Annotated in this window: 18 protein-coding genes and 1 riboswitch; of the genes, 3 read left to right on the top strand and 15 right to left on the bottom strand. The window is 64.3% G+C overall.

Annotation, left to right across the window (positions count from 1 at the left end):
* Window positions 1-3 precede the first annotated feature (3 nt).
* The 3 genes from GWK63_RS03255 to GWK63_RS03245 form a co-directional block, all read right to left on the bottom strand.
* Window positions 4-1,041 carry an SPOR domain-containing protein gene (locus tag GWK63_RS03255; RefSeq protein ID WP_099963266.1) on the bottom strand — a complete coding sequence of 346 codons (1,038 nt, stop codon included), beginning with the start codon at window positions 1,039-1,041 and terminating at the stop codon, window positions 4-6.
* Window positions 1,038-2,843 carry an arginine--tRNA ligase gene (gene argS / locus GWK63_RS03250; RefSeq protein WP_007399093.1) on the bottom strand — a complete coding sequence of 602 codons (1,806 nt, stop codon included), beginning with the start codon at window positions 2,841-2,843 and terminating at the stop codon, window positions 1,038-1,040. The genes GWK63_RS03255 and argS overlap by 4 nt, the downstream gene beginning before the upstream one ends.
* Before the next feature lie 111 nt (window positions 2,844-2,954).
* Window positions 2,955-4,133, bottom strand: a complete 1,179-nt coding sequence (locus GWK63_RS03245; protein ID WP_007399092.1) for a deoxyguanosinetriphosphate triphosphohydrolase — start codon at window positions 4,131-4,133, stop codon at window positions 2,955-2,957.
* A 127-nt stretch (window positions 4,134-4,260) separates the two neighbouring features.
* On the opposite strand from GWK63_RS03245, the gene GWK63_RS03240 reads away from it, so the two are divergent.
* Window positions 4,261-4,626 carry a HesB/IscA family protein gene (locus tag GWK63_RS03240; protein WP_034929092.1) on the top strand — a complete coding sequence of 122 codons (366 nt, stop codon included), beginning with the start codon at window positions 4,261-4,263 and terminating at the stop codon, window positions 4,624-4,626.
* Window positions 4,623-5,408: an exodeoxyribonuclease III gene (locus GWK63_RS03235; RefSeq protein WP_007399089.1), complete on the top strand. Its 786-nt coding sequence runs from the start codon at window positions 4,623-4,625 to the stop codon at window positions 5,406-5,408. The genes GWK63_RS03240 and GWK63_RS03235 overlap by 4 nt, the downstream gene beginning before the upstream one ends.
* Here GWK63_RS03235 and GWK63_RS03230 read toward each other — a convergent pair.
* The 3 genes from GWK63_RS03230 to mtnA all read right to left on the bottom strand — a co-directional run bounded on the left by GWK63_RS03230 (window position 5,398) and on the right by mtnA (window position 9,295).
* Window positions 5,398-6,267 carry an EipB family protein gene (locus tag GWK63_RS03230; protein WP_083824474.1) on the bottom strand — a complete coding sequence of 290 codons (870 nt, stop codon included), beginning with the start codon at window positions 6,265-6,267 and terminating at the stop codon, window positions 5,398-5,400. The two genes, GWK63_RS03235 and GWK63_RS03230, sit on opposite strands and share 11 nt — an antisense overlap.
* A gap of 5 nt (window positions 6,268-6,272) precedes the next feature.
* Window positions 6,273-8,069, bottom strand: a complete 1,797-nt coding sequence (aspS, locus tag GWK63_RS03225) for an aspartate--tRNA ligase (RefSeq protein ID WP_007399087.1) — start codon at window positions 8,067-8,069, stop codon at window positions 6,273-6,275.
* A 134-nt stretch (window positions 8,070-8,203) separates the two neighbouring features.
* Complete coding sequence (gene mtnA / locus GWK63_RS03220; protein WP_034929328.1) at window positions 8,204-9,295, bottom strand: S-methyl-5-thioribose-1-phosphate isomerase; 1,092 nt, start codon at window positions 9,293-9,295, stop codon at window positions 8,204-8,206.
* 215 nt (window positions 9,296-9,510) lie between these two features.
* Window positions 9,511-9,656, top strand: a riboswitch (FMN riboswitch).
* 80 nt (window positions 9,657-9,736) lie between these two features.
* On the opposite strand from mtnA, the gene GWK63_RS03215 reads away from it, so the two are divergent.
* Window positions 9,737-10,522: a class I SAM-dependent methyltransferase gene (locus tag GWK63_RS03215; protein WP_007399083.1), complete on the top strand. Its 786-nt coding sequence runs from the start codon at window positions 9,737-9,739 to the stop codon at window positions 10,520-10,522.
* A gap of 158 nt (window positions 10,523-10,680) precedes the next feature.
* Here the strand turns inward: GWK63_RS03215 and htpG are convergent, their stop codons facing one another.
* From htpG to bcsA, 9 genes are all read right to left on the bottom strand, one after another.
* On the bottom strand, window positions 10,681-12,564 hold the full coding sequence (gene htpG, locus GWK63_RS03210) for a molecular chaperone HtpG (RefSeq protein ID WP_007399082.1): 1,884 nt from the start codon (window positions 12,562-12,564) through the stop codon (window positions 10,681-10,683).
* Window positions 12,565-12,822: 258 nt separating this feature from the next.
* The gene (locus GWK63_RS03205; protein ID WP_007399080.1) at window positions 12,823-13,461 is read right to left on the bottom strand and encodes an NUDIX hydrolase; all 639 of its coding nucleotides are present in this window, start codon (window positions 13,459-13,461) and stop codon (window positions 12,823-12,825) included.
* Window positions 13,458-13,916: a cupin domain-containing protein gene (locus GWK63_RS03200; RefSeq protein ID WP_034929325.1), complete on the bottom strand. Its 459-nt coding sequence runs from the start codon at window positions 13,914-13,916 to the stop codon at window positions 13,458-13,460. The genes GWK63_RS03205 and GWK63_RS03200 overlap by 4 nt, the downstream gene beginning before the upstream one ends.
* Before the next feature lie 155 nt (window positions 13,917-14,071).
* Window positions 14,072-14,719: a hypothetical protein gene (locus tag GWK63_RS03195; protein ID WP_007399077.1), complete on the bottom strand. Its 648-nt coding sequence runs from the start codon at window positions 14,717-14,719 to the stop codon at window positions 14,072-14,074.
* 7 nt (window positions 14,720-14,726) lie between these two features.
* Window positions 14,727-16,928, bottom strand: a complete 2,202-nt coding sequence (locus GWK63_RS03190) for a beta-glucosidase (protein WP_007399076.1) — start codon at window positions 16,926-16,928, stop codon at window positions 14,727-14,729.
* A gap of 231 nt (window positions 16,929-17,159) precedes the next feature.
* Window positions 17,160-17,630: a cellulose biosynthesis protein BcsD gene (bcsD, locus tag GWK63_RS03185; RefSeq protein ID WP_007399074.1), complete on the bottom strand. Its 471-nt coding sequence runs from the start codon at window positions 17,628-17,630 to the stop codon at window positions 17,160-17,162.
* Window positions 17,630-21,604, bottom strand: a complete 3,975-nt coding sequence (locus tag GWK63_RS03180) for a cellulose synthase subunit BcsC-related outer membrane protein (protein ID WP_007399073.1) — start codon at window positions 21,602-21,604, stop codon at window positions 17,630-17,632. Before GWK63_RS03180 ends, bcsD begins: the two co-directional genes overlap by 1 nt.
* Window positions 21,605-21,606: 2 nt before the next feature.
* Window positions 21,607-24,036 (bottom strand): cellulose biosynthesis cyclic di-GMP-binding regulatory protein BcsB, encoded by a 2,430-nt coding sequence (locus tag GWK63_RS03175; RefSeq protein WP_223846627.1) that lies wholly within the window; start codon window positions 24,034-24,036, stop codon window positions 21,607-21,609.
* Window positions 24,023-26,260: a UDP-forming cellulose synthase catalytic subunit gene (gene bcsA / locus GWK63_RS03170; RefSeq protein WP_166498126.1), complete on the bottom strand. Its 2,238-nt coding sequence runs from the start codon at window positions 26,258-26,260 to the stop codon at window positions 24,023-24,025. The genes GWK63_RS03175 and bcsA overlap by 14 nt, the downstream gene beginning before the upstream one ends.
* Window positions 26,261-26,361 lie beyond the last annotated feature (101 nt).

Below are 26,361 nucleotides of genomic sequence, written 5' to 3'. Positions count from 1 at the left end.
TGATCAGGAATGGACCAGGTCGCACGGCAGGCCCTTCGCCTTTGCCTTCTCGCACAGCGATGTGGCCTGCGCCTTGCCCAGTCCCTTGACCCGCAGGCGATAGAACGTCTTGCCGCCGCGCTGCGCCTCCACCACGGTGGGCTGGTAGGAGCCGAACACGTCGGGATAGCGGCCGGCCAGGTGCGACCAGCTTTTCAGCGCCGCCTCATGCGTGTCAAGGGCGGCAAGCTGCACGCCATAGCCGCCCGTGCCCTGAGCGGCGCTGCCGGCCGCGCGCGGCACCGGTGCCGGCAGGTGCCGGGGCGCGGGGGCGGCGGCTTCGGGGGCCGGGGCATCCGCCTGCGTCTCCTCCTGTGGCACCGGCTGGGCGGGTGCGGGCGGGGCGGACGGTGTGGTGGCCGGCACGTCGGCTGTGGCGGCAGGCTGCGCGGGCGCAGGCTGCGGGCCTGCCGGGGCACCGGCCGCGTTTCCTGCCGGGGGGGGGGCGCCATTCCCGTCGCCCGTGGCCGTCTGGCCATACTGGCGGGCCATGGCATCGGGCTGGGGCTGTTCAGGCGGGGGGGAGAGACGCATCACACCGCCATCGGCGGGCATGCCATCGGCCGCCCCCAGTATCTGCATGCCGCCCGGATCGGCGGGCTTGACGCGCACCGGCCCCGGCGGCGGACCCAGCACGGGAATACCGGCCTGATGGTGCCCGAACAGCGACCAGCCGCCAATGGCCACCACCAGCACGCCACCAAGCCCCGCAGCACCATAGACCAGCCTGCGCGTAAGCGGGTCATCACCCAGCAGGCTGCTGCCCGCCACACGGCCCAGCAGCCCCCTGATGTCAAAGCCCCCCCTGCCCCGCGCGGACGCGGCGGGACGGATGTCATCGGATGGCTCCATCGGGGTGCGCTGTTCGCGGTCGGGGTCGGAATCCGCCCCCATGCGTTCACGCACGATCCTGGGGCGCTCGGCATACGGATCGGGCGCGGGCGGGTTGTCCGGCCTGTCATCGCGGGTGCCGCCGGGGGGCGGCGTTTCGTCTGGACTCATCGCATCTCCTCGACCGGCTGCACGCCGAGCACTTTCATCCCCGAACGCAGCACGGTTGCCGTTGCCTCGACAAGGGCGAGCTTCATGCGGGTGGTGGCTACATCATGCTCCTGCAGGAAGCGCAGGGTGGCATCATCACGCCCCCGGTTCCACAGGGCATGGAAATCCGATGCCAGTTCATTGAGATAGAAGGCAATCCGGTGCGGTTCATGCGCGCTGGCAGCCGACTCAACCATGCGGGGCCACTGCGCCATGCGCCGGAGCAGGGCAAGCTCCGCATCCGATGTCAGGCCGGACAGGTCGGCATCACCCAGGCTGGCGGGGGTGGTGGACAGATCAAAAACGCCCTTTTCCACCATTTCGGCCGCCGCACGCAGCACCGAACGGCAGCGCGCATGGGCGTACTGCACGTAAAAGACCGGGTTGTCGCGGCTCTGCGCCACCACCTGGTCCAGATCGAACTCCATCTGGGCATCGGCCTTGCGCGTCAGCATGGTAAAGCGCACGGCGTCACGCCCCACCTCGTCAATCAGGTCACGCAGGGTGACGAACGTGCCCGCGCGCTTGGACATGCGCACCGGCTGCCCATCACGCACGATGCGCACGATCTGGCACAAAAGCACGTCCAGCACGGGGCGGCCATCGGTGGCCAGCGCGGCCACGGCCGCCTTCATGCGGGTGACGTAGCCGCCATGGTCCGCGCCCCACACATCCACCAGCACATCGGCGCCGCGGCGGATCTTGTCGGCATGGTAGCCGATATCATTGGCGAAATAGGTGTTCGACCCGTCCGACTTGCGCAGCGGGCGGTCCACGTCATCGCCAAATTCGGTGGAGCGGAACAGGGTCTGGGGCCGGGCTTCCCAGTCATCGGGCAGCTTGCCCTTGGGCGGTTCCAGCACGCCTTCGTAAATCAGGCCCTTGGCATCGAGTGCCGCGATGGCGCGATCGGTCTCGCCATCGGCCAGGATCTTCGCCTCGCTGGTAAAGACATCATGATGCACGCCAAGGGCGGCCAGATCCTCGCGGATCATGCCCATCATGGTATCGACCGCTTCCGTCTTCACGGTGTCCAGCCACAGCGCGGGTTCGGCAGGCCGCAGGCCGGGGGCGGCCAGCGCGTCACCATGCCTTTCAGCCAGCGCCCGGCCTACGGGCACAAGGTAGTCGCCGCCGTACTGGATCGCGCCACCGGGCACGGACTGCGCGAATTCCGCCTCGCTCACGCTGGTGCCAAGGGCCTGCAGGTAGCGCCAGTAGGTGGCCCATGCCAGCGCGATCACCTGCGCGCCGGCATCATTGATGTAATATTCCTTGGTGACGGCATAGCCCGCCTTGGCCAGCAGGTTGGCCAGCACATCCCCCACCACGGCCCCCCGGCAGTGGCCGACATGCATCGGCCCCGTGGGGTTGGCGGAGACATATTCCACATTCACCTTCACCCCGTTCCCGGCGGTGGAGGTGCCATAGCCCTCGCCCGCCGCCAGCACGGCCCGGGCCACGCCCTGCCACACGGCGGGGGTCAGGTGCATGTTGACGAAACCGGGGCCCGCCACCTCCGCCCGCGCGATGCCGGGAACCGTGGCAAGGGCGGTGACCAGTCCGGCCGCGATCTCGGCCGGGCGGCGGCGGGCGGCCTTGGAAATGACAAGGGCCGCATTGGTCGCCAGATCACCATGCGCGGGATCACGGGTGGGCGTGACCTCGACCCGTGCCAGTGCCGCATCCGGCAGGTCGGGCATGATCGTGCGCAACGCATCGCGCACATGCGTAAGGTAACGGGCGAACAGACAGTCTGACATGCGGCTTGGCTTCCCGACAAAAACAGTAACGGACCCTGTGGCCCGGCATGGATGGGCCGCCCGGATCGCCCGGCCAGGGGGCGGCGGGCGGACAGGCGTGCTGCGCGTGTTTCACCCCGGCGAGGACAGGTCCGTCAACCGTCGATATTCCTCCATCGCGCAGCGATCGGTCATACCGGCAATATAATCCGCCACCACGCGGCACGCACGCGCCATGTCATCCGCGTCACGCGCGGCCAGGGCGGATTCGCGCCAGCCATCGGGCAACAGGGTCATGTTTTCCGAAAGGATGGTGAAGATCGATTCGACCGTAAGCCGTGCCTTGCGCGCCATGCGGTTGACGCGCCAGTGCCGGTACAGCCGGGCATACAGGAATTTGCGGATTTCCAGATTGGCCGCGCCAATTTCCGGGCTGTAGGCCACGACCGGACGGGCCGCGTGGCGGATGTCATCCGCACTGCGGGGCGCCAGGCGCTCCAGATTGCGCTGGGTCTGGCGGATCAGGTCCATGGCCAGCGTGTTGATGACCCGGCGGATGGTCTCATGGCGCAGGCGGGGGTCGTTATTGCCGCCGTCATGCGTTGCCTCATGCTGGGCGCGGCGGGCCTCGGCCAGGGCTTCACGCACCACGGGCAGGGTCTCGAGTTCCTCGATATGCAGCAGTCCCGCGCGCAGCCCGTCATCCAGGTCATGGGCATGATAGGCGATATCATCGGACAGGGCCGCGACCTGCGCCTCGGCGGAGGCATAGCTGCCCAGTTCCAGCCGGTGGCGGGCGGCATACCGGGCCAGATAGGCGGTGGGATGGTCCACCGGGCCATTATGCTTGGCCAGTCCCTCCAGCATTTCCCATGTCAGGTTCAGCCCGTCAAAGGCGAAATACCGCCGCTCCAGCAATGTAACCAGCCGCAGGGACTGGGTATTGTGGTCAAACCCGCCCCATGGCTTCATGGCGGCGGCCAGGGCGTCCTCCCCCGCGTGGCCAAAGGGGGTGTGGCCCAGGTCATGGGCCAGCGCCAGCCCTTCGGTCAGGTCCTCCTCCAGCCCCAGCCGGCGTGCTATGGAGCGGGCCACCTGCGCCACCTCCAGCGAGTGGGTCAGGCGCGTACGGAAGAAATCCCCCTCGTGATTGAGAAATACCTGCGTCTTGTACTGAAGCGTGCGGAAACCCGCCGAATGCAGGACCCGGTCCCGGTCGCGCTGCCACGGGCTGCGGGTCGGGGCCTCGGCTTCGGGGTAAAGCCTGCCACGGGCGGTGGCGGGCTGGACAGCATAGGGTGCAGTACTCATATAAGATCAGGATCCAGCCATGGATGGGACGGCACGGGATGCGGCCGCCCTCCATCCATAACCCGCGCGCGCCCCGTGGCCAACATGATCCCGCCCCGCCGCGCCGCATTGACCATGGTGAAGCCCGATGTCCCAGCCCCCTGCCCCCGCCGCCGATGGCTTCCGTGTATCGGAATCGGCCGCGCGCCGCCTGCGTGAAATCCTGGATGAACAGCCCCCCGCCCCCGATGGCGAACCCGCGCTGCGGGTTGCGGTGGAAGCGGGGGGATGCAACGGGTTCCAGTACAAATTCGCACTGGACCACAGCGTGGCCGCCGATGACATCGTCATCCCCGCCGGCACGGCGCGGGTGCTGGTGGACCCCGCCAGCCTGGACCTGCTGGCCGGTGCCGAGCTGGATTTCAATGACAGCCTGATGGGCGCGCATTTTACCGTGCGCAACCCCAATGCCGCGTCATCATGCGGGTGTGGCACCAGCTTTTCGGTTGAATGATGAAACTCGTTACCTGGAACGTCAATTCCATCCGCCAGCGCTGTGACCATGTGCTGGACTACCTTGCCCGCGAACAGCCGGACGTGCTGGCGCTGCAGGAAATCAAGTGCGCCACCGACCTGTTCCCCGCCGATGCGTTCCGCAAGGCGGGATATGAATGCACCGCTGTCGGGCAGAAAAGCTATAACGGCGTGGCCATGCTGGCCCGCCAGCCCTTTACGGTCACGCACACCGCCCTGCCCGGCTGGGAGACCACCCCCCCGCAGGCCCGTTATGTGGAGATCCGCACGGGCGGGCTGGTGGTGGGCAACCTGTACCTGCCCAATGGCAATTCCGGCGGCAGTGCCGGCTACGACTCCAAGCTGGCCTTCATGGAGGCACTGGCCCTTCATGCCCGTGGCCTGCTTCAGGCGGGCCAGGATTTCGTGCTGATGGGGGACTACAATGTCTGCCCCACCGATGAGGACTGCGCCCCCGGCGCCCTGCCCCCCACCGATGCGCTGGTCCGCCCCGAAAGCCGCGCCGCCTTCCGCCGCCTGCTGTGGCTGGGACTGACCGACGCGCTGCGCGCCCTGCACCCCGCCGGGCGCTTCTATACGTTCTGGGATTATCAGGCCGCCGCCTGGCAGCGTGACAGCGGGCTGCGGATCGACCATGCCCTGCTCTCGCCGCGCGTGGCCGAACGGCTGCTGACCGCCCTGCCCGCGCGCGATGAACGGGGAAAGCCCCAGCCCTCGGACCATGTGCCGCTGGCCATTACACTGGCTGATGCTATGGCCTGAGCCGTGGCGTGGCGCAATGGCCCGGCACAGGCGGCAGGCGGAGTTCGCGCAACGTGCCCGCCATGCGGAACTGGCCGAAATCCATATCCACCCGGTCGGCCACGCCATTGGTGAAATAGCGCATGCCGGTCTCGAACAGCGGCGTCATGTCGCGTGTGGCCAGGTTGTAATAGGCCACATGCACCCGCTGCGCCGGCAGGTCCGCCAGTGCGGGAAAGGACGTGGCGACGGGGGGCGCCTCGCGGCCCAGCAGCAGCACATAGGTGCCCAGTGCGCCACTATCCACCGTGCCATCAAACAGGATGGGCGCTATTTCCCCCTGCCCTGCCTGCCCCGCCGCGATCACGGCGGCGGTATGCGCCACCGGGAACAGCGTGCCTGCGGGCAGCGCCACGTCATGCGGTGCCGGGGCGGTGTAATGCACGGAACCGGCCCCCCCTCTGGGGCGCATATGGGCCTCGCCCGCCATGCGGGGGGCGGGGTGGCCGTTTTCCGTCTGGTCGGCGCGGAAGACGAGGGATGAACCGTCCTTGTCCTCCAGCACCGCGTAATCCGAATCGCTGACCGATTCGGTCCCGTTGCGGTCCACCGTGCGCAGGTGCAGCTGCTGCTGGGTGGACCAGGCCGTACACATGTCCGACAGCACGAAGGTCAGTTTCCCCTCCGCCGTCACAACATCCCCACCGCTCACGGCCACCAGCGTCAGGTCATACACCGCCCGGTGCGCCGCCATGACGGGAGCGGCCCCGGCAGGGCCATGCCACAGGCACAGACACTGGCACAGGGCCGATACCGCCACCGCCACCCGGCCACGGGTCCGCCATCCGGTACGGACGGGCCGGGGGATGGGGGGGCGCATGCAGGTCAGTTCTTGGTCTGGCCGGGCTTGGGACGCGGCAGGTCAAGGGCAAGCGAGAGTTCCTTGAGCCGCTGCGGCTCGACCGGGGCGGGCGCGCCCATCATCAGGTCCTCGCCCTGCTGGTTGAGCGGGAACAGGATCACCTCGCGGATGTTCGGCTCATCGGCCAGCAGCATCACGATACGGTCCACGCCGGGGGCCGAACCACCATGCGGCGGCGCGCCATAGCGGAAGGCGTTGAGCATGCCACCAAAGCGGGCCTCGACCTCGCTGGCCGGATAGCCCGCAATCTCGAACGCACGGATCATGACATCAGGCTGGTGATTACGGATCGCACCAGAGGACAGTTCGATGCCGTTACACACGATATCGTACTGGAAAGCCTTGATGGTCAGCGGGTCCTGGTTGAGCAGCGCGTCCATGCCCCCCTGCGGCATGGAGAACGGATTGTGGGAGAAGTCGATCTGACCCGTTTCCTCATTGCGCTCGTACATCGGGAAATCCGTGATCCAGCAGAAGCGGAAGGCATTCTGTTCAATCAGGTCCAGTTCGGTGGCAACGCGCGTGCGCACCGCACCGGAGAACCTGACCATCTCGTCTCCCTTGCCCGCGACGAAGAACACGGCATCGCCTGCCTTCAGGCCCGTCTTTGCCCGGATGGCCTCGATACGGTCGGCCTCAAGGTTCTTGGCGATCGGTCCCTTGCCACCATCTTCGGCAAAGATAATGTAGCCCAGCCCACCGGCACCGGATTCGCGCGCCCAGTTGTTCAGCTTGTCAAAGAACGCACGCGGCCGGTCGCCCGCGCCGGGAGCCGGGATGGCGCGGATCTGGCCGCCATCGGCCGCGATGCGGGCAAACAGGCCAAAGCCGGAGTCGGCAAAGGCCTCGGTCACGTCCGACAGCCTGAGCGGGTTGCGCAGGTCGGGCTTGTCGCTGCCATAGACGGCCATGGCCGTGGCGTAGGGAATGCGCTCGAACGGCCCTTCGCTGACAATGCGGCCGCCACCGAATTCGCGGAACACGCCTTCCATCACCGGCTCAAGGGTTGCGAACACGTCTTCCTGCGTTGCGAACGCCATCTCGAAATCAAGCTGGTAGAACTCACCCGGCGAGCGGTCGGCGCGGGCCGCTTCGTCACGGAAGCAGGGTGCGATCTGGAAATAACGGTCAAACCCCGCCACCATCGCCAGCTGCTTGAACTGCTGGGGGGCCTGCGGCAGGGCATAGAACCTGCCGGGGTGCATGCGCGCGGGCACCAGGAAGTCGCGGGCCCCTTCGGGCGAGGACGCGGTCAGGATCGGGGTCTGGAACTCCACGAAGCCAAGGTCCGTCATCCGCCTGCGCAGGCTGGCGATGACCTGTGCACGCAGCATGATGTTGCGATGCACCTTCTCGCGCCGCAGGTCGATGTAGCGGTAGGTCAGGCGCAGGTCTTCGGGGTAGTGCTCGTTGCCCGCGACCTGCAGCGGCAGCACGTCGGCGCTGGACTGCACCGTGATCTCACGCGCGCGCAGTTCGATCTCGCCGGTGGGCAGGTTGGGGTTTTTTGTCGCGCCATCGCGCAGCACCACTTCACCCGTGACCGTCAGCACGCTTTCCACACGCACGCGCTCGGCCGTTTCCAGCACGGGGGAACCTGCGGGGATCACGATCTGCGTCATGCCGAAATGGTCACGCAGGTCAATGAACAGCAGGCCGCCATGATCGCGCTTGGAGTGTACCCATCCGGAAAGGCGGGCCGTCTGCCCGGCATCGGCAGCCCGCAGGGCCGCGCAGCTATGGGTACGATAGGGATGCATGATCTTGTCCTGATTCTACCAGATTTGGGGGATGCGCCCCATGGGGCCACACCCGGTTGCAGGCGCGACAAAGCCAATCCCGCCCGCCCGTGTCAAGGTTATTAGGTGAACGGCCGTACCCGGTGCCGCCCTGCTCAGACGTATTCGGGAAACAGGTCGCACAGCCCGTCCGCCGTGGCGGGGCAGCGGCCACGTTCGGTTATCAGCCCGGTCACAAGGCGCGCGGGCGTTACGTCAAAGGCCGGATTGGCGCCCTTGCTCCCATCGGGCACAAGCTGCACGGTGGTCACATGCCCCGTGTCATCACGCCCCTGGATATGGGTGACTTCACGGTCGCTGCGTTCCTCGATGGGAATTTCCTTCACACCGTCGCTGATGCTCCAGTCAATGGTGGTGGAGGGCAACGCCACCCAGAATGGCACGCCATTGTCATGGGCCGCCAGCGCCTTGAGATAGGTGCCGATCTTGTTGGCCACATCCCCCGTGCGGGTCACGCGGTCGGTGCCCACGATCACCATATCCACCTGCCCGTGCTGCATCAGGTGCCCACCCGCATTATCGGCGATGACCGTATGCCGCACGCCATGGCGGCCCAGTTCCCATGCGGTAAGCGACGCACCCTGGTTGCGCGGGCGGGTTTCGTCCACCCATACATGCACGTCAATGCCGCGGTCATGCGCCATGTAGATGGGCGCAAGCGCCGTGCCCCAGTCCACGGTGGCAATCCAGCCCGCGTTGCAGTGGGTCATGATGTTGACCGGGCCGGGGCGGCTGCGTGCGATTCCCTCGATCAGTTCCAGTCCCTGCCGGCCGATGGCCTCGTTCTGGATCACGTCCTCGTCACAGATGCGCCCGGCCTCGTCATATGCCGCGGCCATGCGGCGTTCGGGCGGCGTGGTACGCAGGCGGGTAAGCATGCGCCGGATGGCCCAGCCCAGGTTGACCGCCGTGGGGCGTGTGGCCGCCAGCAGCGCCGCGTCACGCTCCATCGCCTCATCACTGCTGTCCTGACGCAGCGCCAGCGCCAGCCCGTAAGCCGCCACCGCACCGATCAGCGGCGCGCCACGGACCTGCATGGTGCGGATGGCATGCGCCACCTGGTCGCGCCCGGTCAGGCGCAGGATATCCAGCGACCATGGCAGGCGGGTCTGGTCAAAGATATGGACTGACCAGCCATCATCCGCATCCACCCATACGCTGCGATAGGAGACGTTATCGATTTTCATATAATACGTGCCGCCATCAAAAAACCAGAACACACAAAAGGGAGCGCAGGGAAACATCCGGCAGGCTGTTATTCAAGCCCCATCCCGGATAATACCACGCGCTTTTTTCCCGACGGGCCGCAGGTCCCATTCCCGTGCGGCACCCATCATACAACCGGATTGCCAATAGCTCCACACGCTTGCGCCCGGTCTCGGCCTGCCCCTATCCTGACGGCCTGTGTTCTCGGGGCGGGGTGGAAGTCCCTACCGGCGGTAACAGGCCCATGGCCTGAAGCCCGCGAGCGCCCGGCACGCGCCGGGGTCAGCAGATCTGGTGCAATGCCAGGGCCGACGGTTACAGTCCGGATAAAAGAGAACTGGCGGTTGCATGACCCATGCGGGTCCATGCCCGTCCGTGATCGCCTTGGATGACCACCGAGTCCACCAAGGGAGACATGATACATGACCTCATCACACGAAGACCATAACACGGTGCCTGCCCCATCACCGCAGAACATTTATGACGATCCGCGTTTTTTTGAGGGGTACCGCACCCTTCGTGAAAAGGATACCGGCCTTAACGGTGCGCTGGAAATCCCGGCAATCCGGGCGCTGCTGCCCGACCTGCGGGGCAGGACCGTACTCGACCTTGGATGCGGGTTCGGGGATTTTGCCCGCCATGCCCGCGCACAGGGCGCGGCCCGGGTCACGGCGCTGGATGTATCGGCAAACATGATCGAAGCCGCACGCGCGCTGACACAGGATGCGGCCATTACCTACATACACGGTTCCATCGAGGACTGTGCGATGCCGCCAGCGGCATTCGACCTTGCGGTTTCATCCCTCGCCCTGCACTACATCGCGGATTACAGGGCCGTGGTGCGGCGCGTTTTCGACTGCCTCAGGCCCGGCGGCACCTTCATCTTTTCCGTCGAGCACCCGGTCCAGACCGCCCACCCCGTGGGATGGGTCCGCGATGCGGATGGCAACAAGCTGCACTGGCCACTCGACCGCTACCAGCAGGAAGGGGCACGCAGCACGTCGTGGTTTGTCGATGGGGTGATCAAATACCACCGCACGATGGAAACCTACGTCAACACGCTGATCGCATGCGGCTTCCAGCTCCGCCATCTGGCCGAACCCTGCCCGCCTGCCGCGATACTGCAGGCCCGGCCTGATCTGGAAGATACAGTGCGTCGGCCGCCCATGCTCATTCTGGTGGCGACGAAACCTGTTGAGAAAGAATAACAGGCGTTTTCAGGAGCCACCTTTGTCAAAAAGGACGGTGTTCTTTGAAGCTTCTTGAAAAAAGCTTCACCAAAAACTTTTCCATGATTCAGACAGGACTGCCCCGCCATGCGGCCAGCATGGCGGGGCAGTTCAGATTACTCCGGCTACGGGGCTGTTCAGCCCTGCGGGCCGTCCGTCAGCGGCAGGCGTGTCAGGATGGCGGTCAGGCGCTGGGCAAAGCCGGTCGGGTCCTTCGGGCTTTCGCCGTCCTGGATGCGGGCCATGTCCATCAGCACCAGTGCAATATCCTGCACCGGGTCGCCATTCTTCACCCGTTCCGCCAGATCGGCGATCAGCGGATGGCCGGGATTGACCTGCAGCACGGGGGCCGTGTCCGGCACCTGCTGGCCGCTGCGCTTCATCAGACGGATCATCTGCAGGTCCGGCCCGGATTCGGGGGCGGCCAGCACGACCGCGCTGTTGACCAGCCGATTGGTGCCCTTCACATCCGACACCGCATCGCCCAGCGCTTCCTTCAGTGCCGGGATGACAACGTCCAGTGCCGCCTTTTCATCCGCCGTTTCTTCCGGTGCGCCGAACTTTTCCAGATCGGTGTGGAACTGGCTGATGTTGCGCAGCGGTGTGTCCTTGTACACCCCCAGCCGGTCGGGCCAGAAGGAATCCACGGGGTCGGACAGCAGCAGCACCTCGATCCCACGGGCGCGGAAGCCTTCAAGCTGCGGCGAGGACGGCAGCATTTCCGTGCGGTCGCCGGTCAGGTAGTAAATCGCTTCCTGCTCGGGCTTCTTGCGTTCCAGATAGGCATCAAGCGTGGTCCAGCCTTCCTGCGTGCTGGAACGGAAGCGGGCGATGGTGGCCAGTTCCGTGCGGTGCTCGGCGTCATCCCATATCCCTTCCTTGAAGGTGGGGCCGAAATTATCCCAGAACTTGTCAAAATCCGCCTCATCCTTCGCACGGGTCTTGAGTTCGGAGATCACGCGGTTGGTCACCGCCTTGCGGATACGCGCCAGCACCGGCGTGGCCTGCAGCATCTCGCGGGAGACGTTGAGCGGCAGGTCCTCGGTATCGACCACACCGGTCACGAAGCGCAGCCACGGCGGCAGCAGCCCCGCATCATCGGTAATGAACATGCGGCGGACATGCAGGCGGATCTGGCTCTCGCGCACCGGCTCGGCAAACTCGAAGGGCTTGCTGCCGGGAATGAACAGCAGCGCCGAGAATTCCATCGTCCCCTCGGCATGCCAGTGCAGCGTGGCCCAGGGGGTATCGAAGTTATGGCTGACGTGGCGATAGAACTCGTTAAGCTGCTCTTCCTCGATGCCGCCACGCGGCTTGCGCCACAGTGCCGTGCCCTTGTTGGCCGGGGTTTCCTCGCCATCCTTGACGATGGTGATCGGCCACGAAATGTGATCGGCCCATTTGCGCACAATGCTTTCAAGCTGCCACGAATCAAGGAAGTCGTTCGCATCGTCCTTGATGTGCAGGATGATGTCGGTGCCCGGCTTTTCACGGGTTGCGGGGCTGATGGTGTAGTTGCCCTTGCCGGTGGAGGACCACTGCCAGGCCTCGTCACTGCCCGCGCGGCGCGAGACCACGTCCACCCTGTCCGCCACCATGAAGGCGGCATAGAAGCCGACACCGAACTGCCCGATCAGGCTTGGCTTGTCCTCGGGCTTGGCGTTGGCCAGTTCCTCGCCAAAGGCGCGGGTGCCGGAGCGGGCGATGGTGCCCAGATTGCGGGCCAGTTCTTCCTTGCTCATGCCCGCGCCATCATCGGTGATGGTCAGCAGGCGGGCGTCCTTGTCGGGGTTGATGCGGATCTTGGCATCTTCGGGCAGGGCGCGCGCGCCATCGGTCAGGGCCTCGAAGCGGCGCTTGTCGGTGGCGTCCGCCGCGTTGGCAACCAGTTCGCGCAGGAAGATTTCACGTTCGGAATAAAGCGCGTGGACCACAAGGTCGAGCAGGCGGCCGACCTCGGCGCTGAACTCATGCTGTTCGCCCGTGGCTTCCGGCGTGGGGGATGTTGTCTGTTCTGTCATGGGCTGTTCCTGTGCCTGTTGAAATGTCGTGAATTACAATTTGTAATGGATATGGAAATCTTCACGGGCTTTTCAATGGCCTGCACCATATCCGAATGCGTGTAACGCTCCAGAACCCTGCCTTTGAAACGTCCTGAAAATGGGAAGAAAGTTTTTGGTGAAGCTTTTTTCAAAAAGCTTCAGAAAATGCCGCCTTTTTGAAAACAGGCAGCACCCAAAAGCTTTTATTCTTTATCATTCGGTTACTTTGAAGCGCCCTCAGTCAAAATCCGTAGGCAATCCAGCATCGCGCCGGTGGGCGAACAGGCGGGCGATCTGCTGGGGCAGCACGCGGCCCAGCGACAGGTCGGCAGGGATATCATCCTCGGCAAACCAGCCGATCTCCGATGTCTCGACACTGGTTGTCGCAACACCGCCCGTCAGTTCACACAGAAAACACAGCGTATAGCAGGAAAAAGGACCCGGCGGATGACCCTGCCGGTCCCGGTCCCACACGGCGGCAAGGCGGGTTACGCGGACATCGAAGCCGCTTTCCTCCCGCACTTCCTTGACCGTATTCTCCACGGGGGAAAGATTGACGTCCGCCCAGCCGCCGGGCAGGGTCCAGCGGTCGTGGTCCAGCACCTCGCGCACCAGCAGGATACGCCCGCGGTCATCAAATACGGCCGCCCGCACCACCGCCTTGGGCGTGGCGTAGCCATCCTGCGCCGTAAACAGGTCCAGCACGCGCGCCATGTCCGCATCGCTGCCCGTGGCCATCATCTCGGCGGCAATCTGGCGGATGCCTTCATAGCGTTCACGGTCGAACGGACTTTCGGCATAGGCCAGGCCGCTCTGCGCCAGCGCCTGCAGTTCACGCGCCCAGATCAGCCATCGGGGTGTGACCGGGCCATTCATGCGCCAGCCCCTTCGGGTGACCAGCCGGGGGCCGCCAGTTCAAAACTGCTGAACTGGAAAGCAGGGGCGACCTGGCAGCCCATAAGGCTCCATGCCCCCTGGCTTGCCGCCGCCTGCCATGCACCGGCGGGCACGACCGCCTGCAGCACCTGCCCCTGTTGTGGCTGGGGGCCAAGCACAATCCGCGCAACCGGCGCGCCGGGGCCTGCGGCAATTTCCAGCACAAGCGGGCTGCCGCCCTGCCAGCACCAGATTTCCGCCGCATCCACCCGGTGCCAGTGCGAACGCTCGCCCGCCGCCAGCAGGAAGGTAATGGTTGAGACCGCGCCCCGCGTGCCACCGGCGGGGGCATCACGCCATATTTCACGGTAGCTGCCGCCTTCGGGGTGGGGCTGCAGGCCCAGAACGCGCCGCACGTCATCGGCGGGGGTGGCGGGATCTCTCAGGTCGGTCATGGGCACGTTCCCGGTCAAGGAATGATAAACGTTTCCGGATGCCGCCTTCTTTCAAAAAGGCGGCGTTTCCTGAAGCTTCCTGAAAAAAGGCTTCACCAGAAACTTTTCATGATTTTCAGGCCGCTTCGCCACCCTCCACACCACAATGCAGGCCATCAGGGAGCGGGCAGGAAATCCAGGGCCTGATCGGTATAGGTTTCCACAACCTCGCTGAAGGGCTGGCCATGTTCGTCGCGCAGCACCCCGCGCTGGCGGATGATCGCCGCCGGCACGGCCAGCCGGCGCGCCGGGGCCGCACCGGGCCAGGGTGACCACAGGCGGACGAATTCCAGCCGGATACGTGAAAAATGCAGCGGCGCCACCACATGGCCGAATGATGCATCGGTCCGTTCCAGCATGGCATTCATTTCCGCCGGAAGCCGGTCAGGCACATACCAGTTATCAGCCACCGAAAGCACATGCGTGCCACAGACAAGCCGCACCTGCCGGTGCCGCACCGGCTGTGCGGCACTGACACCCAGATCGGCCCGTACCGCAGGCGGCACGTCATCCGGCCGTGCCAGCGTCATCTTGCGCGCCGTAACAACCGGCCTGTCCGCCATATGATGGGTGGCGCACCAGTCCTCCAGCGCCAGGGTCGCGCTGGGATGGGTCAGCAGCGTGATTTCCAGTTCCTGCACCGCCATCTGCGCCCGCGCCCGGTTCAGCGGGGTATCCGGCACGGACGCGGCGCAGGCCGGGATAGCCGCCATCAGCAGGACCACAACCGCCAGTCCCGGCCCGAAGCGGTACCCGCCTTTCATGACGGCATCAGGGCGCGAAGGTGCGACCGGACAGGTGCAGGCTTGCCTGCTGGCTGTCATCCGTGGCGGACGTGCCAAGCCACAGCCGGAATGTGCCCGAAGGAATGCTCCAGCGGTCCTTCTTCCCGTCAAAATGCGCCAGCAGGCGCGGATCAAGCTGTACCGTCACCGCACGGCTTTCACCCGGTGCCAGACTGACCCGCTGCCAGCCCGCCAGCCTGCGTGCCCCGCCATCGGGCAGGCCCACATAGACCTGCGGCACATCCACACCGGGGCGGTTGCCGGTATTATGTACGGTAAAGGTGACCGTCACCGCATCATGATGCCTGTGCACCGCCAGGCCATCGGTGCTGAACGTGGTGTAGGTCAGACCGTAACCGAAGGGATAGAGCGGCTTGAGATGGTTGCGGTCAAACCAGCGGTAGCCCACGTCGCTGCCTTCGTCATAGACCAGTTCCTGATCGGTCTTGAACTGCATCTCGAACACGTTGTCCGCCGTCACACCGGCAATATCGGGATGGGCCAGCTGGCTTTCCGCCTGCGGGAAGGTCATGGTCAGGTGGCCCGAGGGCGCAACCTTGCCAAACAGCAGGCGTGCAATGGCCGGCCCACCGCCGGAACCGGGGAACCATGCCTCCAGCACGCCCGCAACGCTGCTGTTCCATGGCATGAGCACCGGGTCGCCGGTTTCCATCACCACCACGGTACGCGGGTTGGCCGCGGCCACGGCTGTGATCAGCGCGTCGGCATTGGCATCAAGGTGCATGCTGGGCGCGTCCATCCCCTCGAAGGTGAACTGCGTTGCATACACGACCGCCACATCGGCCGCCCGCGCGGCGCGCACGGCGGCGGCGATATTGGTGCCGGATTCATAGGTGATGTGCGCGTTGGGGGCCTCGGCCCGCATGGCCTTGAGCGGGGATGACGGGAAATAGACCGGATCACCCGGCCATTCCTTCTTGCCCGGTCCCTTGACCGCCTCACCCCCGATGGGATCGACCTGGCTGGACCCCCCGCCCGAGATCACGCCCGCATCGGCATGCCCGCCAATGACCGCGATGCGCGCGGTGGGGGAAAGCGGCAGGATACCCCCTTCGTTGCGCAGCAGAACCGCGCCTTCTTCCTCATCACGCTGGGCCACAAGGGTGTCGGTCACCACATCCAGCGGCCCGCGCTGCGGCGGATGGGCCACCAGCCCCGCCGCGAACAGGGAGCGGACAATGCGCTGCGCCATGTCGTCAATACGGGCGACGGGCACACGCCCCGCCTTTACATCCGCCGCCAACAGAGCGGTGAAATAGGGGCGCGCATCGGCATGGTCACCAGCCGATTCCTGATCCAGTCCCGCCAGCGCCGCACGGGCGGAGGAATGCGTGGCGCCCCAGTCGGACATGACAAAGCCGGGGTAATGCCAGTCCTGCTTCAGCGTCGTGTTCAGCAGGTACGGGTTTTCACACGCATACAGGTCATTCACCCGGTTGTACGAACACATGACGGAACCGGGATGCCCGGTTTCAATCGCAATCTCGAAACCCAGCAGGTCGCTCTCACGCATGGCTACGGGGTCGATATCGGCACTCATGGTCATGCGCGATGTCTCAAGGTCGTTCATCGCGTAATGCTTGAGCGTGGAAATCACATGCTGCGACTGGATGCCGGCAATGGTGCTGCCCACCATCCGCCCGGTCTGGAGCGGGTCTTCCCCCGCATATTCAAAATTGCGGCCGCCACGCGGGTCGCGCGTCAGGTCGGCACCACCGCCCAGCAGGATGTTGAACCCGCTCAGCCAGGCCTCGCGCCCGATCATTTCACCTGCCTGCCGGGCCATGTCCACATCCCATGTGCTGGCCGTGGCCAGACCCGATGGCAGGGAAACCGCCGCACCATTGGGCCGGATATGCGCGGGGTTGCGCACGCCAAGCCCCGCATCCGATATCTGCAGGTCCGGCAGGCCCGAACCCGCCGGGGCACGCAGATACGCCGCCGAACCCAAGCCCCCCGGAGGTGCGACACTGCCATTGAAGCCGCCCCCGTCCACACTGAACAGAAGGGCCATCTTGTCCTGAAGGCTCATATGCGCGAGCACCTGCCGCGCCTGGTCATCGGCCGGGTCACCAGCCGTGGCCGCGTGGCGGGCATGGGCGGGCAGCGCGGCCACCAGCCCCCACGCCACGGCGGAAAGCAGGAATGACTTGCGGGATGGTTTCATGCGGCTTGTTCCTCCTTGACGGTTACATAAAGTCACATCGCGGCATATGATGGATCAGGCGTGGCCGGCCACGGCAATACAGTGAAGCACTTTCCCCCCGCCCCGCATGATCCAGCGCAAACCTGCGCATGGAATATACGCACCCCCATGCAAAAAACCCTGCCAACAGGCCGGTACATGCCTGTGGGCAGGGTTTGCGACCGGCCGGATCAGGATACCGGGCCCGATGGTTCAGTTGCTGCTGCTGCGGGTGCGCATGTACAGGATGATCGTCTGGCTGGGAACGGAGTTGAGATCCTCCGCATCCACATCGCGGGTGACGACATAATCGCCAAAGGCACCCGGCTGCGACGTGATCCAGCGGCCATACAGCCCTTCGAGCACGGGGGCCAGCCATGTGCCGGCCGGCTCGCCCGCGCTGCCCACCTGGGGCAGGTCCTCATGGACGATGCGCATGGCATGGTCCTCGGGCAGCAGTTCAAGCTGCACATAGCCCCAGTTGATCATGGCCAGCAGCGAGTTCAGCTCGATCTGCAGCTGATGAATGGTGTTGCACAGCGGAGGCTGCAGCCGACCGGCCATGCCGTGACCGACCTCGCGCAACAGGTCATTCCTCACCTCGATCCCGGCCTGATCATCAATCTCCCAGGAGAGGGCCTGCAGGAACAGGGAAAAGTCCGGTTTTGCGTTGAAAGTTGTCATTACTGGTCCATAATAAGATAGTGTGCGGAAATCATGGCGCCGCTTTCAGTCCAGTTACCGGCCTTCTGCCAGCGCCCCGACAGATCAAGACGAAGATTGTGTGTAAATCGATACCCTACCCTAGCATTGAAGCCACCCGTAAGACTAGCAATACTATCTCCGGGATAATAGGCGCTGTTGACCGTCTCCTGTGAGAGATAGTCGGAACTGGTTGCGTTCTGCACATACGAGTCAGCAATGTACTGCGCGCCAGACTGCAGCAGGGAAGACGTCGGGAAGAATGGGGACGAGTGTTCATGGAACACCTGGTAGCCAACGCTGCCCGTCACGTCCCAGTCCAGCCGCTTGTGCTGCCCCGCATACCGGATGGGTACGGTCGCCGCGTAATAGGATTGCGGCGAGAAGTAGCCACCCTGCCCGTAGGTATAGAAGTCCTGGTTGTTGGCATAGCCGAAATAGGTCAGGCTGACACCGATGCGGACCAGCATGTTGGCATTGTGCCAGACCAGCGTGTTGACACCGATGCCCGCCTCGCGCTCGTCATTGCGCTGCACATGCTTGCCGGTCTGGATGGCATAGCCACCGCCACCATATACGATGGTGTTGCCCAGCGTTGCCTCAACCTGACCATGGAAGTGGTTGGTCACGACCCCGCCCCATTCCTCGCTCCACTGGGAACTCAGCTCCTTGCCATAAAGCTGGCGGGCATAGCGGCCCAGTGTCGTATTATAGTTGGGGTCGCGCATGCCACCATAGGACAGCACGCTGTTGGTGATGGAGCGGCGTTCCGCGCTGACGCGGAAGGTAACCGGTCCGACACGCGGCGAGAATTCCACACCGCCCAGTACGTTGGTGATGGGGAAGCCGATGGGCGATGCCCCCAGGTCCGCCCGCACCCAGCTGTTGCCGAACTGCACGTCTGGCGCAAAACCGGCCTCGGCCTCGCCACCCTTGACAAGTTCGCTATGCAGGGTGCTGCTGGAATTGTTCTGGCTTATGTAACTGACGTACTGGTTATACGCCTGTGTTGCCATGTCGGTGCCAAAGCGCGGCACATCATAGACCGAACCGGTATTGAGCTGTCCCGACCAGATCATGGTTGGCGTGATCGAGAAGGTCAGGCTGGACTCACCCGCCTGCAGCGGCAGGCGCCCCACGATGGGAATGTTCGCTTCGGTCAGGCGGCCCATGCCGTGCTCACCCGAACGCGACCGGAACCCCAGACCGCCATCGATGGAGGGGGCCAGGTTTTCCCGCAGCGTGGTGATCTGCCCGGCGATGGAGGACAGCATCTGGTCCGATGCTTCGGGAGACGTTGCCTCCATGCTGTAGGAGCCACCCGTAACCGGTGCGCCCAGTTCCGTCTGGCGTCCATAGCCATGGTGGCGAAACGGGTTGCTGGACGGGGGTTCAAGCGATTCCTGCTCACCCGTCCCGCTTGCCACCGCCCGCGTGCCTTCCACCTGCTGCAGACGCAGGTCATAGGCGCGGCGCAGGTCACTGATGGTCCGGTGGCCATGGCCATCGGCCTGATCGGCCACGGCCATGGCCAGCCAGGCACGCGCATCCATCGGGCTTTCCTGCACACCATCCATGGCAAGGCGGGTGGCCAGGCTCTTGCGGCCGCTATTGACGGCAGCCTGCACCGCTGCCTGGCGCGCATCCAGATCCTGCGGGTTGTGCCGCAGCACGGCCAGATCGATTTCCAGCGCCTTGCCGGACTTGCCCTGACCATTGTAAAGCCGCGCCAGCGCCAGTTTGGGCGATGTCGCTTCCGGATCGGCCTGCAGGGCCGGAGCAAGGTGATCGTATGCCTGCGCCTGATCGCCGCGCTGGTTCAGCAGGTCGGACTGGGCCACGGCAATCCCCATGCGCAGCTGCTGCAGCGTCTGTACCTGCTCGGGAAGCAGGGCATTGCCCGCCCCCGTGCCACTGCCGTCACCCAGCGGGGCCAGCAGGCGGGCGGCCGCAACCGGGTTGCTGATCTTCATGTATTCGGTGGCGTAGGCCAGACGCTGGTCCGCCGAAAGATCGAGCGTGCGGGTCGAGGCAATGCGCAGGGCCATGCGGGCATGAATCATGTCGCCACGCTGACGGAACAGATCAGCCACGGCCACGCCACGCGCGCCCGTCGGGTCGGGCGGCGAAAGGGCTTCACGGATCAGCGGAACCGGGTTCGCCACCATGGACAGGCGGCTGGCCAGATCCTGCTTGATCTCCATTTCCGTCGCAATGGCATGGATGGCGGGGGAATAGTCCTCGGGCGACAGGCCAGCCAGCAGGCGGCGTGTCATCGCATCATTGCCACTGCCATAGGTAAACAGGATACCGGCCTGTCGGTCCTGCGCCGTCACGGGATTGGACAGGATGGGCTGCATGACCCGATTGGCTTCCGCCATGTCCCCCTGCTGCTGCAGGGCATTGGCCAGATTGATCCGCACCCATGGGTCACGCGGTGCCTGGGCCATGGCTTCGCGCAGGATCGAGACCTTGCGCGCGGAATCCGATGTCTGCGAGGCGGCGGCCATAAGGCCCGTCACCTCGATTTCCCCGACCTGGGTCGCATACTGCGATCCGACACGCGACAGCAGCTGGCGGGCTTCCGCCGTCTTGCCCTGCGCCATCTCCACCCGCGCCAGTCCCATCAGGGCAAGCTGGCTGTTCGGGTCGCGTGCCAGAACGGACTGGTATTCCTGCTCCGCCGCACCCATCTGGCCGGTCGTGCGCTGCAGGTCGGCCAGCATGAGCGTGGCGCCGGTAAACTGGCCGGACTGGCGTGCCAGCGCGGACAGGCGCTGCTTGGCCGCATCATACTGGTGGGCGGCAATAAGCTGGCGGACCGCGGCATAGTCACCGCTGATTTCCATGCCGGCCAGGGCCGGGCGCCAGCGATCCGCCGTCTTGGGATCGGCCGCCATCGCTTCCTGGAAATAGCGGCGGGCTTCGGCTGCGTCACCCTGCCGCATGCTGACCAGTCCCATGCCGCCAAGTGAATCGGCATCATGGGAATTGATCTGTAACGCGGACTGGAAGGACTGCTCGGCTGCGGCAATACGGCCGGCATTCAGCTGCTGATAACCCGCCTGACGCGCAAGACCCGCCTTGTCCGGCGGGCCGCCGGGCGGGTGGACCATATGCTCACGCAGTTCGGTATCATTGGGATGGCTATCCAGCCACTGCTGCATGAGCGGCTGCGTGGTGGGCGTTACCGGCAGCCAGCTCAGCGTCTGCCGGTAGGACTGGCTGGCGGCCGCAGCCTCGACCGGAGCCTGGCTGCGGAAACCCTGCAGGTCCTTGAGCCGCGCCAGACCTTCCATACGGGTCGCCGTATTATAGGTCAGCGCCTGCGCAAATGCGAGCTGGGCATGATAATCCTGTGGATTGGATGCCACGATACCGGCAAGCCCGGCCCGGGCCTGATCCCATTCGGCCGGAACGCCTGCCATGGTCTGGTAATATTCCACCGCAAGCGAATGCGGCGGCTTACCGCCATTGAACAGCTTCTGGTACCCCTGCACCGCCTGCGCGTTATGCCCGGATGCGGCAAGGGAACGCACCTGCGACAGGTCGGATGTCGAGATGGAACGCTCGTGCAGCAGGTCACTCAGGCTGTTGGCGGCCGTACTGCCGGGCGCAACCTGCTGGAGGTGGCGCAGCGTATCGGCTGCCGCTTCCCGGTTGCCGATCGCCGTCTGGTATTCGCCCTGTACCTCCAGGACATCCGGCGCATCCGGCGCCACGCGCTGGGCATTCTGCAGGGCCTGACGGGCATTGTCATACTGCTGCTGCTGAAGCCAGAACCGGGCCTGCTGCAGCAGGATCTGCCGTGGCGCCGCCGACCCGCCCGAAGCCTGGGTACCGGTCATGGCCGTGGAGGCCTGCTGCGCGCGCGCCAGTGGCACCGCCACCAGCACGGTCATGCAACTGCTGGCAAGCAGGCCGGCAGAAAGGGAAAAGACGTAGCGTCTGTTCATGCTCACGATTTCTGCCTTTCTTCCTGCAGCTGCCGCCGGCGGAACAGTGCATGCCGCAACAGGGCACGAACCAGCACGGCCACAACCAGCAGGCATCCGAACAGCCCCACCACGATCACGCGAACGGGATGGTTATGCATATACCAGTCCGGCATGAACCACATCGGCAGCGTGCCAACGGTATAAAGGGGCGAACTGCGGTACGATGTCAGGTCATCCCCATGGGCAAGCACCAGGTCGCCCTGAATCTTGGCCTGGTTCTTACGCTGCCCGAGGATCTGGACCAGATTGTCCAGCCCCTGCCCGTCAGCCGAGAGCAGGGCAAGAACCGTGCGTCCGGATGCCAGCGGGGATTCCGCTTCCACCATCGCGCCCACGCCACCGCTCAGGGTCGTCTCGACCTCGGTCGGATGGGTATTGTTGATGGCGGCCATCGGGTCCTGGAAGATGTTCCACACCCCACTCAGGGTGGAGCGCATCCCCATGTGCAGGCGCCCGTCGGCAATCTGGTACGACGAGTTCGACAGCAGGGAGGAAACCTCCCCGCTATTGGCCAGCGTGGACAGGACGATCAGGTTGCGGTCCGCCACATCATTCACATGATCCGCGGAAACGATGTCCAGACCCGAGACGGGATACCACGTCGTCGCCCCCATGAAGCCCATCAGGTCAAGATAGGCGCTGACAACCGTACCATTGGGATGGTCCGGCAGCACCACGGCCGAGTGCGACAGGTCGGCATAGGTGGTGAACGGATACCCCGCGCTGGCCATGTAGGCCAGATTGGGCATGCGCGTGATGTGATAGGCGTTGGACAGGTCGATCGTGGAATCCGGATCAACCGACATGTGGATCAGGCTGGGGCCGGGACGGCAGCCGGGCTGGGTCAGGGGGGCCGCATCAAAATAGAACTGCAGCTGATCCTGACCGAACACCATCCACGGCGGAATGGTCAGCGTATGCTGCTGCACGCCACTGGTCTGGCCCCGGCCGCCAAAACGCTGGACCAGCTGGTCGACCACACTGTCCTTTTCATGCAGGGAATAGGACTGCAGGTAGGTATTGTTGATACCAACGTCCAGATGCGAACGCGCCAGGTCCACGATCGGCCCGTCGGGCGCCCGGAAGCGCACGTTCAGCTTGTACGGCCGGTCGCGCCAGGTATACAGGTCAGGCGCCGTGCGGAACGCCACGGACAGCACGCCGGGGGTATAGCCTTCGCCCTGCAGGGCACTGACCGGCACCAGTTCACCCAGCCGGACAGGCCGGCTGGTCGGGATGAAGGACGGCGCGTCATTGGGCGCGCGGGGGGCCACGTCAATCGGCGCCACATCCATGCGCGCGGCAACCGGCAGCGTGCTGGAGCTGAAGCCTATGCCCTTGCTTGCGGTAATGACTTCATCGCGGTCCCGGCCCGTTACCAGCAGGATCGTGCCATTGGGGTCGGACGGGTTGGCCACTTCCATCAGGGTCGGCCCGCTGATGGCCGGACGCCCCAGCGCGGAAGGCAGTTCATCGGCAACACCCACCACAACGGCATTGCCTGTCTGCGGAATGGTGGAAAATACGGGGAAGTTCACGCCGCGGAAATCGGTCTGCTGGCCGAACCAGGACGCCAGGATGCCGGAAGCCTTGAGCACTTCAGCATCAAATGTCTGTGCAAGGACGAACGGAATGACCGTCTTCTGCCTTACGTTCTTGTCAAAGAACGGCTGCGGCAGCCGCGACAGCTGACGACGGGGAGGAAGCGGTATGGTGGTGATCTGCAGTTCCGAATGCTCGGACACGCTGGCCCACTGCAATCCGTTGCTCGGGTCGGTGCATCCTTTCGACCCTGCCGAGAAATTGAAGTTCAGCCGGTTGCCACTGACAAAGAAGATGGGGTTGATGTCAAAGGAAAGCGGACCAAAGGCCGGATGTGACGGGTCAGGCCGGAGCGTGCCGATATACTGTTCGTTCAGCGTAATCGTGACCGCGCTGTTATCGGGCTGGAGATTGGGTGACATCGCACCCGACACGACAAGCCGCGCCGAGGTGACGAGCTGGTCGCCCGGAATACCGAACTGCAGCCCCTGCAGGGGGGCCGCGCCACGCATGGTCAGCGCGTTCTCCGCGCCAAGTTCGCGCAGGGAATAGGTATGCACGGTCGCCACATCCGAACCGACGCCGGTCGCATTCTCCGCATTGTCCACCATGGCATCGGCGGCGCTGGCGGCGGCCGGATCGACGGCAGGTGCCGCACTGGCGGCGCCAGCAGGCTGCTGCCCGGCCGGGGCTGCCGCGGCGGCCGGTGCCGCGGCGGGCAGGGGCGGCAGGTTATCGCCCGCAGGCTGCGGGGCTGGCGCTTTGGATGCAACCGGCGCAGCCTGCGCTCCCGTTGCAAAGACCAGCAGCGCGATCAGGGACACCATTTTCATATCACGAGGCCGCACGACTGATCTTTCCTTCCTGTTTCTGACCACCCTGACTGCTTGTTGGCTCCCTGCGCTCAACAGGCAGTGCAATGGGTTTATTTTGCGGGCGACTATGGATCATCATCCGACCCTTCTTGCGGAACAGCGCCTTGATGCTGAGGATCAGGCTCCACAGGCTTCGCAACGGCCGATCATGCTCGTAATCATTCCACTGCAGCCAGACATCGGCGCGACCGAACACGAACCGGACGACAGAGGCTTCAATCGGGAGGGAGGTGATGTTCCAGGTAAAGACCGCCTTGCCATTCGCACAGCGGATCATGGTAGCGGGGAGATTGACCACCTCACCATCCAGCACGGCGTGGACAACGGTCTGCACCGGCTGGTCCGGTGTCACATTGCGCCACGGCATATGAATGGCCACACCACCCATGGACACGTCCTGCGTGATGCCATGGCTGGAATTCCCTTCGTAATCATAAACCGTTACCGGAATTCGCGCATCGACACGATGGCTGTGGCGGATCTGCTTGGTCTCACGGCCGACGGCAATGGCCGCAAGCAGGATGATGAGACTGATCACGGACCAGACACAGTTGAGTGCGTAGGCACGCTCTGAAATTATGTCCAGATGCTGGAAGGCCAGGGCAAACAGCCCGCGCATCAGGCCAATCGCCATGATGACCGCAAAGATGATGTTCGGATATGTGGCACCAAGGTCGAATTCCTCGTTCTCCAGAACGCCACCTTTTTCCGTCACGTTGAACTTGCCCTTCGAGGGGAACATCATCGTGACGATGGTCACCCGCACCAGGAACAGCGCCATGACGGTTTCGTACACTTCACTCCAGAATGAATAGCGCCATCCCTTGTTCACCTTTGCCGCCGTGGCAACGGAATGGAACATGTGGGGAATGGCGTAGGCCAGCACCGCCAGGGGGGAGGCCGCGATGATATTCTGGCTGAAGAAAAGGAAGGCCAGCGGGGAGGCAAGGAAGATGACACGCGGAATGGCGAAGAAGAACGACGTCATGGCCGAAAGATAGCAAAGCCGCTGCCCCAGCTTCAGGCCCGGCCCCAGCATGGGATTATCCACGCGGAAGATCTGGAACATGCCACGGGCCCAGCGCATACGCTGCCCGATATGCGTGACCAGGCGCTCCGTCGCCAGCCCGCTGGCCAGCGGAATGCGCAGATAGGCGGTCGACCACCCCCTGCGCTGCATGCGCAGGGCGGTATGGGCATCTTCTGTCACGGTCTCGGTTGCGAAACCATTGATCTCTTCGATGGCCTTGCGGCGCAGGATGGCACAGGAACCACAGAAGAAGGTCGCATCCCAGAAGTCATTGCCATCCTGAATGACACCATAGAACAGGTTGCCTTCAGGCGGCGTGCGGTAACCGACGGCCAGGTTACGCTGGAAAGGATCGGGGGAATAGAAGTGATGCGGCGTCTGCATCAGGGCGATCTTCTTGTCCTCGACCATCCATCCCATCGAGATCTGCAGGAACGCACGGGTCGGGATGTGATCGCAGTCCAGAATCAGGATGTATTCGCCACTTGTATGCTGAATGGCGTAGTTCAGGTTACCGGCCTTGGCATGCGCGTTATCGGGACGGGCAATGTAGCGGGCACCGCATTCTTCGGCAAAGCGGGCGAATTCCTCACGCTTGCCGTCATCAAGGATATAGACGTTCACCTTGTCCGGTGGCCAGTCGATACCAAGCGCGCCCAGCACCGTCAGACGCACGATGCCCAGGCTTTCGTCATAGGTCGGGATGAAGATGTCGACCGTGGGCCAGTCTTCCGGATTGGGAGACAGGGGCAGCGGCGCGCGGTGCAGGGGGGAAATGGTCTGGAAATAGCTGAGGAACAGCATGTACAGCGCGTACAGTTCCGCCAGAAGCAGCGTGACCCCCAATGTACCCTGGAGCCATGTATCGAAATCCAGTGTTTCCGTCAGCCGCCACGTCAGATAACGCAGGGACACCAGCGCCGAAAGCACCTCGAGAAATATCTGCGTCCGACGGCTTTTGCGGCGACCGACGATAAAAAAGACCACAACGCACACTAATGCCACAATCAGCTGTTCATTTACCGACAGCGTAACCGTGGTCGCGGCAAGCAGGGCGCACAGGCCTATTGCCCCAACGATATAACTGGCACCGCGCAGTGACAGTATCTTGTTGGAAAGGCGATCAAACCAACTTTCCGCGGGCGCTGACGACTGAACCTCTGACATCAATAATTCGTCCGATAATAAATACTGATAAAACAGATAGTTACACTCAAAAGAAAACCTTCAGGCTCATCCGGTCCGTCATGTCGCCTTTCGCCCCCCAT

Origin of the sequence: Komagataeibacter rhaeticus (assembly GCF_011611525.1) — a bacterium.
Taxonomy (GTDB): domain Bacteria; phylum Pseudomonadota; class Alphaproteobacteria; order Acetobacterales; family Acetobacteraceae; genus Komagataeibacter; species Komagataeibacter rhaeticus.
The sequence above is the reverse complement of the archived record's forward strand: the minus strand, read 5'-3'. Positions and strand labels throughout refer to the sequence as shown.

Excerpts from the sequence above, each read along its gene's own strand:
- GWK63_RS03235 (WP_007399089.1), top strand. The coding sequence starts at position 4,623 with ATGATGAAACTCGTTACCTGGAACGTCAATTCCATCCGCCAGCGCTGT.
- argS (WP_007399093.1), bottom strand. The coding sequence starts at position 2,843 with ATGTCAGACTGTCTGTTCGCCCGTTACCTTACGCATGTGCGCGATGCG.
- GWK63_RS03255 (WP_099963266.1), bottom strand. The coding sequence starts at position 1,041 with ATGAGTCCAGACGAAACGCCGCCCCCCGGCGGCACCCGCGATGACAGG.
- GWK63_RS03245 (WP_007399092.1), bottom strand. The coding sequence starts at position 4,133 with ATGAGTACTGCACCCTATGCTGTCCAGCCCGCCACCGCCCGTGGCAGG.
- aspS (WP_007399087.1), bottom strand. The coding sequence starts at position 8,069 with ATGCATCCCTATCGTACCCATAGCTGCGCGGCCCTGCGGGCTGCCGAT.
- GWK63_RS03230 (WP_083824474.1), bottom strand. The coding sequence starts at position 6,267 with ATGCGCCCCCCCATCCCCCGGCCCGTCCGTACCGGATGGCGGACCCGT.
- GWK63_RS03195 (WP_007399077.1), bottom strand. The coding sequence starts at position 14,719 with ATGAAAGGCGGGTACCGCTTCGGGCCGGGACTGGCGGTTGTGGTCCTG.
- GWK63_RS03180 (WP_007399073.1), bottom strand. The coding sequence starts at position 21,604 with ATGAACAGACGCTACGTCTTTTCCCTTTCTGCCGGCCTGCTTGCCAGC.
- GWK63_RS03200 (WP_034929325.1), bottom strand. The coding sequence starts at position 13,916 with ATGACCGACCTGAGAGATCCCGCCACCCCCGCCGATGACGTGCGGCGC.
- bcsD (WP_007399074.1), bottom strand. The coding sequence starts at position 17,630 with ATGACAACTTTCAACGCAAAACCGGACTTTTCCCTGTTCCTGCAGGCC.
- GWK63_RS03205 (WP_007399080.1), bottom strand. The coding sequence starts at position 13,461 with ATGAATGGCCCGGTCACACCCCGATGGCTGATCTGGGCGCGTGAACTG.
- GWK63_RS03215 (WP_007399083.1), top strand. The coding sequence starts at position 9,737 with ATGACCTCATCACACGAAGACCATAACACGGTGCCTGCCCCATCACCG.
- mtnA (WP_034929328.1), bottom strand. The coding sequence starts at position 9,295 with ATGAAAATCGATAACGTCTCCTATCGCAGCGTATGGGTGGATGCGGAT.
- GWK63_RS03240 (WP_034929092.1), top strand. The coding sequence starts at position 4,261 with ATGTCCCAGCCCCCTGCCCCCGCCGCCGATGGCTTCCGTGTATCGGAA.
- htpG (WP_007399082.1), bottom strand. The coding sequence starts at position 12,564 with ATGACAGAACAGACAACATCCCCCACGCCGGAAGCCACGGGCGAACAG.
- GWK63_RS03190 (WP_007399076.1), bottom strand. The coding sequence starts at position 16,928 with ATGAAACCATCCCGCAAGTCATTCCTGCTTTCCGCCGTGGCGTGGGGG.
- bcsA (WP_166498126.1), bottom strand. The coding sequence starts at position 26,260 with ATGTCAGAGGTTCAGTCGTCAGCGCCCGCGGAAAGTTGGTTTGATCGC.